This is a genomic window from Psychrobacter piechaudii (assembly GCF_900162825.1).
In the GTDB taxonomy this organism is placed as follows: Bacteria; Pseudomonadota; Gammaproteobacteria; order Pseudomonadales; family Moraxellaceae; genus Psychrobacter; species Psychrobacter piechaudii.
Map to the genome: position 1 here is coordinate 1 of NZ_FUGE01000139.1, position 6,152 is coordinate 6,152.

Annotated in this window: 7 protein-coding genes and 1 pseudogene; 7 read left to right on the forward strand and 1 reads right to left on the reverse strand. The window is 42.1% G+C overall.

Annotated elements, in window-relative coordinates; translation table 11 throughout:
- Positions 1 to 61 precede the first annotated feature (61 nt).
- The 7 genes from A1019T_RS07645 (at position 62) to fdx (ending at position 6,020) form a co-directional block, all read left to right on the forward strand.
- The gene (locus tag A1019T_RS07645; protein WP_077451124.1) at positions 62 to 589 is read left to right on the forward strand and encodes an Rrf2 family transcriptional regulator; all 528 of its coding nucleotides are present in this window, start codon (positions 62 to 64) and stop codon (positions 587 to 589) included.
- Positions 586 to 1,812, forward strand: a complete 1,227-nt coding sequence (locus tag A1019T_RS07650; protein ID WP_077451125.1) for an IscS subfamily cysteine desulfurase — start codon at positions 586 to 588, stop codon at positions 1,810 to 1,812. Before A1019T_RS07645 ends, A1019T_RS07650 begins: the two co-directional genes overlap by 4 nt.
- Positions 1,813 to 1,913: 101 nt before the next feature.
- Positions 1,914 to 2,315: a Fe-S cluster assembly scaffold IscU gene (iscU, locus tag A1019T_RS07655; RefSeq protein WP_077451126.1), complete on the forward strand. Its 402-nt coding sequence runs from the start codon at positions 1,914 to 1,916 to the stop codon at positions 2,313 to 2,315.
- Positions 2,316 to 2,453: 138 nt separating this feature from the next.
- Entirely contained in the window at positions 2,454 to 2,774 is a 321-nt protein-coding gene (gene iscA / locus A1019T_RS07660) for an iron-sulfur cluster assembly protein IscA (RefSeq protein ID WP_007395252.1), read from the forward strand.
- 219 nt (positions 2,775 to 2,993) lie between these two features.
- Positions 2,994 to 3,545 carry a Fe-S protein assembly co-chaperone HscB gene (hscB, locus tag A1019T_RS07665; protein WP_077451128.1) on the forward strand — a complete coding sequence of 184 codons (552 nt, stop codon included), beginning with the start codon at positions 2,994 to 2,996 and terminating at the stop codon, positions 3,543 to 3,545.
- Between the two features lie 78 nt (positions 3,546 to 3,623).
- Positions 3,624 to 5,585 carry a Fe-S protein assembly chaperone HscA gene (gene hscA, locus A1019T_RS07670; protein ID WP_077451129.1) on the forward strand — a complete coding sequence of 654 codons (1,962 nt, stop codon included), beginning with the start codon at positions 3,624 to 3,626 and terminating at the stop codon, positions 5,583 to 5,585.
- A gap of 96 nt (positions 5,586 to 5,681) precedes the next feature.
- A complete protein-coding gene (gene fdx, locus A1019T_RS07675; protein WP_077451130.1) occupies positions 5,682 to 6,020 on the forward strand; it encodes an ISC system 2Fe-2S type ferredoxin in 339 nt (112 codons plus the stop codon).
- A 44-nt stretch (positions 6,021 to 6,064) separates the two neighbouring features.
- Here fdx and A1019T_RS13670 read toward each other — a convergent pair.
- A pseudogene (locus A1019T_RS13670) lies at positions 6,065 to 6,152 on the reverse strand (RNA-guided endonuclease TnpB family protein); the annotation flags it as partial.

Below are 6,152 nucleotides of genomic sequence, written 5' to 3' on the forward strand. Positions count from 1 at the left end.
TTACTCGGAATTAACTATAATAGGACTTAATTAATCAAGTATGAACTCGTGGAGACATTAAATGCGCTTAACAACTAGAGGTAGATACGCGGTAACCGCGTTACTTGACCTGGCTATCCAAGATGGTGATTCAAAAAATGCTGTCTCCCTATCTGATATTGCCAAGCGCCAATCCATTTCTATTTCCTATTTAGAACAATTGTTTTCTAAATTACGTAAAGCAGGATTAGTGACCAGTACCCGTGGTGCCTCAGGCGGTTATCATTTAGCCAAACCTCTGGCTGAAATTGATGTAATGACCATTATCACTGCCGTTGATGAATCAGTGAATGCCATGCAGTGTGGCGGTCAAGGCAACTGTCAAGGCGGCGCAATGTGTCTTACCCATGACTTATGGTGTGCTTTATCAACCCACATCGAACAATATTTAAAAAACATTTCTTTAGATCAGTTGTTGCAAATGGAGAATGTTAAAGATGTATCCCATCGTCAACAGCTACTTCATCAAGCAGCCACTGAAAAGACAGAAAAAAGTACAACTACAAATTCAAATATAATATTTCCAGCCAATGAGGTTAATCCAGCATGAGTAACTTAAACCGTCCTATCTATCTTGACTATGCAGCCACCACCCCTGTTGATGCTAGAGTAGCAAAGAAGATGGCTGAATACATGACTTTTGAAGGGGTCTTCGGTAACCCAGCGTCTCGCTCACACGGTTATGGCTGGCAAGCTGAAGAAGCTGTAGAAAATGCACGTCAACAAGTTGCTGATTTGGTAAATGCCGATCCTCGTGAAATTGTATTCACCTCTGGTGCTACTGAGTCTGATAACTTAGCCATTAAAGGCGCGGCTCACTTCTACGAAGGCCGTGGTAAGCATATCATCACCAGTAAGATTGAACACAAAGCGGTATTGGATACTTGCCGTCAACTTGAGCAAGAAGGTTTTGAAATTACTTACATCGAACCTCAGCCAAGTACAGGCCTTATCTTACCAGAGCAAGTTAAAGAAGCCTTACGTGAAGATACTATTCTAGTTTCATTAATGATGGTGAATAACGAATTAGGCACAATAACTGATGTTAAAGCCATTGGTGAAATTACTCGTGAAGCAGGAGTTATCTTCCACGTTGATGCGGCTCAAGCTGCTGGTAAAGTGGAAATTGACCTTGAAGAGCTGAAAGTTGATCTAATGAGCTTCTCAGGTCATAAGATTTATGGTCCTAAAGGTATCGGTGCTTTATACGTACGCCGCAAACCACGTGTTCGTATCCGTGCTGAACAGCATGGTGGTGGTCATGAGCGCGGTATGCGTTCTGGTACTTTGGCTACTCATCAAATCGTTGGTATGGGTGAAGCATTCGCTGTTGCTGCTGAACGTTTAGAAGAAGACCGTGCCCATGTCCAAAAATTGCATGATAAGTTATGGCAAGGCGTTCAGGGCATCGAAGAGATTTATCTAAATGGCGATGCTGAAAACAGCGTTCCAAATATCATTAACATTAGCTTCAACTTCGTTGAAGGCGAATCACTAATGATGTCGTTAAAAGACATGGCTGTCTCTTCAGGTTCAGCTTGTACCTCTGCTACTCTTGAGCCTTCATACGTGCTACGTGCTATTGGTCGCCCAGACGAATTAGCACACAGCTCTATCCGTTTCAGCTTTGGTCGTTATACCACCGAAGAAGACATTGATGTGATCCTAACTCAGATCCATGAAGCGGTAGATAAATTAAGAGACCTATCTCCATTATGGGATATGTACAAAGATGGCGTGGACCTTGACTCTGTAGAGTGGGCGGAACACTAAACTAAAAACTGCGGCTTAATTGACGCTAATTATTATTAAAAAATTAGACAATAAATTTTTATTGTCCCCATTTATCTAGGTTAAACCCCAGGAGAAACACCATGGCTTATAGTAATCAAGTAATTGACCATTATGAAAACCCACGCAACGTTGGTAATTTAGACAAAGATGCCAAAAACGTTGGTACCGGTATGGTTGGTGCTCCAGCTTGTGGTGACGTTATGCGTCTACAAATCCAAGTTGGCGATGACGGTATTATTGAAGATGCTCGCTTTAAAACTTATGGCTGTGGTTCAGCTATTGCTTCAAGCTCACTAGTGACTGAGTGGCTAAAAGGCAAGACACTAGACCAAGCTTCTGAGATCAAAAACAAACACATTGCTGAAGAACTTGCGTTACCGCCAGTGAAAGTTCACTGTTCAGTATTGGCTGAAGATGCGATTAAAGCAGCTATTAATGATTACCGTGCTAAGACAGGTACAGCAACTGAAACTGACGCTTAATTCTTAGTTTAAGTGATAAGCGATTAGTGTGTTATTAATTAACTGATTAGTGCGTTTTTAATGCTAATGGGCTTGGTAAGGTCACCTTATTAAGCCCAAGCGATGTAATTTTTATTTTTTAACATTAGGATAGTCTTAATGATAGAACTGACCGAACGTGCTGCAAAACACGTTACAGATTATTTAAATAACCGAGGTCATGGTGAGGGCATTCGTGTCGGTATTCGTACTGCTGGATGTTCGGGACTGGCCTACGTGTTAGAATTCGTCGATGAACCAGATTCAGTAGACGAAAAATTTGAAAGCCACGGGGTAAACATCTTCGTTGATCCTAAAAGTATGGTTTATTTAGACGGCTTATTGATGGATTATGTGACTGAAGGTCTTAATGAAGGCTTCAAATTCACTAACCCTAATCAAAAAGGCGAATGTGGCTGTGGTGAGTCCTTTACTGTTTAGCTGCTTGGCTGTTTAATCAGCTCAGTTCAGTACTACTTACCCCTACCCGATTCCTTATTTAACGATAAGCCACTATAGTTATAGCTGTGCTTATAGCTCAAATAAAAATAGCTTACCTTAGTGATGATTTTAGGATTTAGACCAAGCTGACGACCTAGTGCGTCAGCTTTAAGTTTTAGCTTCCACCAAACTACCATCAACCAATAGCACTCAAAGCCTATGTCAGATAACGCACCTACTTTTGCCAATTTCTTCGCTCTATTCGAGCTACCTATTACTTTTGAAATAGAACCCACAAAGCTTAATGAACGGTTGCGTCAACTTCAAAGTCAGTATCACCCTGATAAGTTAAGTGGGAATGAGAGTGCGTCATTACAGCAAAACTCTGCTGTCATCAATCATGCTTACGATATCTTGAGCAATCCAGACAGTCGTGCCAATTATTTATTGGAGCTATCAGGTCAAGAGTTGAATACTGACCACTCTATTGCTGATCTTGACTTCTTAGATGATGCTATGGAAATGCGCATGGATCTTGATGATGCTGAAGCAGCCAATGATTTGGCGACTATATCAAAGCTTAAATCAAATGTGGACGAGCGTATAGACAGTCAGTCACAACGCTTTGTTACGGCGTATGCTGAGCAAGATTGGTCGGTGGCAAAGGATGCTACTCAAAAGCTTAAGTTTTTGGTTAAACTAAAAAAAGATATGGATATAGCCATAGATAATAGCCAACAACAAACTGATGACGATGACTTGTATCTTTGATATGACTGATGTCTTTATATATAGTTAGACCTTTATTTTTCTTTTATTTTTAATTCTCTGCCTTAGATTGAGTGTTTTATGTCTTTATTACAAATTGCTGAACCAAACCAAAGTGCAAATCCTCATGAGCATAAATATGCTTTAGGTATTGATTTGGGCACCACTCGCTCTATGGTAGCGGTTGTTCGCTCGGGTAAGGCCGCTTTGCTTGAAACCACTTTAAGTAATGAAACAGCTAATACCGGCAAAGATACCTTGCTACCCTCTGTAGTTTATTATGGCAATAAAGACGGAGTAACCGCACCGGTTGTTGGCTCTGAAGCCTTGGCTTATTTTGAAACAGATCCTGCCAATACCATCATCTCAGCTAAGCGTTTTATGGGTCGCAGTGTACAAGACATTAAGTTTTCACACCCTTATCAGCTAAAATCTAGCGAAAGTAACGTTGAAGCCATGCCCTCGTTTGTGACTGCTCAAGGTGAGATCTCTCCAGTAGCTGTCTCTGCGCAAATCCTAAAAACCCTTGAACAACGGGCCCAGTCTGCCCTACCTAACGCCAGTATTTCTGGTGCAGTCATTACCGTGCCTGCTTATTTTGATGAGGCACAACGTCAAGCCACTAAAGATGCTGCCAAACTTGCGGGACTTAATGTACTTAGGCTATTAAACGAGCCCACAGCAGCAGCTGTAGCCTATGGTCTAGACCGTAACAAAAATGACTCTGAAAAACAAGAGCATATCTACCTAATCTATGATTTAGGCGGTGGTACCTTTGACGTGTCACTATTAAAGATGACCGAGGGTGTTTTTGAAGTACTGGCCACGGGTGGTAACAGTGCTTTAGGTGGCGATGATATGGACCGCCAAATCATGGGCTGGCTACTAAAGCAAGCAGGATTGGACCCAAAACAGTTAACGGCTCAGCAGCGCACTCACATCGCTCGCCAAGCAGAAGCTTATAAGCAAGCACTGACCCATGAGGACAGTGTCTCTGTGACCTTAGATGTTGCCGGCACTCAGTGGCAAGGCGTGTTAAACGCAGAAGATTTGGTTCAAGTTGTAGACCCTATCACTCGCCGTACCTTGTCAACGTGTGAGCAAGTCATGCGTGATGCCAATATCGATATCTCACAGCTTGATGAAGTCATCATGGTGGGTGGTTCTACCCGCATGCCTGTGGTACAAGAGGCTGTTGAACAATTCTTCAATAAAAAACCGCTGTCTCATCTGAATCCTGATGAAGTGGTGGCATTAGGTGCTGCGCAGGTCGCTGAACAACTTATCAAAAAAGATAAATCCAATAATGTGTTACTGCTTGATATCACTCCGCTATCGTTAGGTCTAGAAACTATGGGCGGCTTAGTAGAGGTGATTATTCCTCGTAATACGCCTATCCCAGTGGCCAAAAAACAAACCTTCACTACTTATCAAGATGGCCAAACTGGCATGGTCATTCATGTGGTACAAGGTGAACGAGATACTGTTGAAAACTGCCGTTCATTAGGTCGTTTTGAGTTATATGGTATTCCTCCTATGAAAGCAGGCTTAGCCCGTATCGAAGTCACTTTTGACATTGATGCTAATGGTCAGCTGTCCGTCAGTGCTTTTGAAGCTACCTCTGGGGTTAAGAGCGATATTAAGATTACCCCATCGTATGGCTTGAGTGATGAGCAGCAAGAGCAGTTATTACGTGCAGGCTTTGAAAATGCGGCTCAGGATAAACTAACTCGCAGCTTAATAGAAGCTAAGGTCGAAGCTGAACGTGAGATATTAGCTTTACAGTCGGCTTTACAAGAGTTCAACTCGTTATTAAGCGAAGAGGAAATTGGCAATCTACAACAAGCGATGCAAAAGTTAACTGAAGCGCTTCAACAAGATATCACTTCTGAAGATCCAGCAGTGCTACAAGCCATAAAAGCAGAAGTAGAAAATAAACAAGCCCAGTTAAAGCCCTTAAGTGATGCTTTTGCGGCTCGTATTATGGACCAAAGTGTGCAGCAGTCGCTCGCTGGCACCAGTACCGATACTTGGTCTGAATAAGACACTGACTTAAAGAGTTAATAATTATATAGCTTCACTCTTTAATACAGATATTGCAAAACAGATTTTATTAATAACTAAAAGTTGGAATTTTTTATGCCTAAGATTACATTACTGCCCCATCATGAGATATGCCCTGAAGGTGCTGAAGTCGAATTGGAAAGCGGTCAAAACTTATGTAAAGGCCTGTTAGAAAAAGGTTTTAAAATTGAGCATGCCTGTGAAATGTCTAAAGCCTGTACTACCTGTCACGTGATTGTGCGTAAAGGCTTTAACAGCCTAGATGAGATGGACGATATTGAAGCTGACTTATTAGACAGAGCTTGGGGACTAGAGCCTGACTCGCGTCTATCTTGCCAGGTTCAAGTTGAACACACAGACCTAGTGGTTGAGATTCCAAAATACACCCTCAACCATGCTAGTGAAAACCACTAAGACACTTGCTGTACTTACAATGATTTGTTGACTTCCTCCCCTCGCTAAACCGAGGGGATTCCTACAGCTAGACGGTCAAGCCCGACCGCGAGGATGTTCTTAGCAGCATTGATATCCCTATCATGCCATGTG

Excerpts from the sequence above, each read along its gene's own strand:
- A1019T_RS07645 (WP_077451124.1), top strand. The coding sequence starts at position 62 with ATGCGCTTAACAACTAGAGGTAGATACGCGGTAACCGCGTTACTTGAC.
- A1019T_RS07650 (WP_077451125.1), top strand. The coding sequence starts at position 586 with ATGAGTAACTTAAACCGTCCTATCTATCTTGACTATGCAGCCACCACC.
- iscU (WP_077451126.1), top strand. The coding sequence starts at position 1,914 with ATGGCTTATAGTAATCAAGTAATTGACCATTATGAAAACCCACGCAAC.
- iscA (WP_007395252.1), top strand. The coding sequence starts at position 2,454 with ATGATAGAACTGACCGAACGTGCTGCAAAACACGTTACAGATTATTTA.
- hscB (WP_077451128.1), top strand. The coding sequence starts at position 2,994 with ATGTCAGATAACGCACCTACTTTTGCCAATTTCTTCGCTCTATTCGAG.
- hscA (WP_077451129.1), top strand. The coding sequence starts at position 3,624 with ATGTCTTTATTACAAATTGCTGAACCAAACCAAAGTGCAAATCCTCAT.
- fdx (WP_077451130.1), top strand. The coding sequence starts at position 5,682 with ATGCCTAAGATTACATTACTGCCCCATCATGAGATATGCCCTGAAGGT.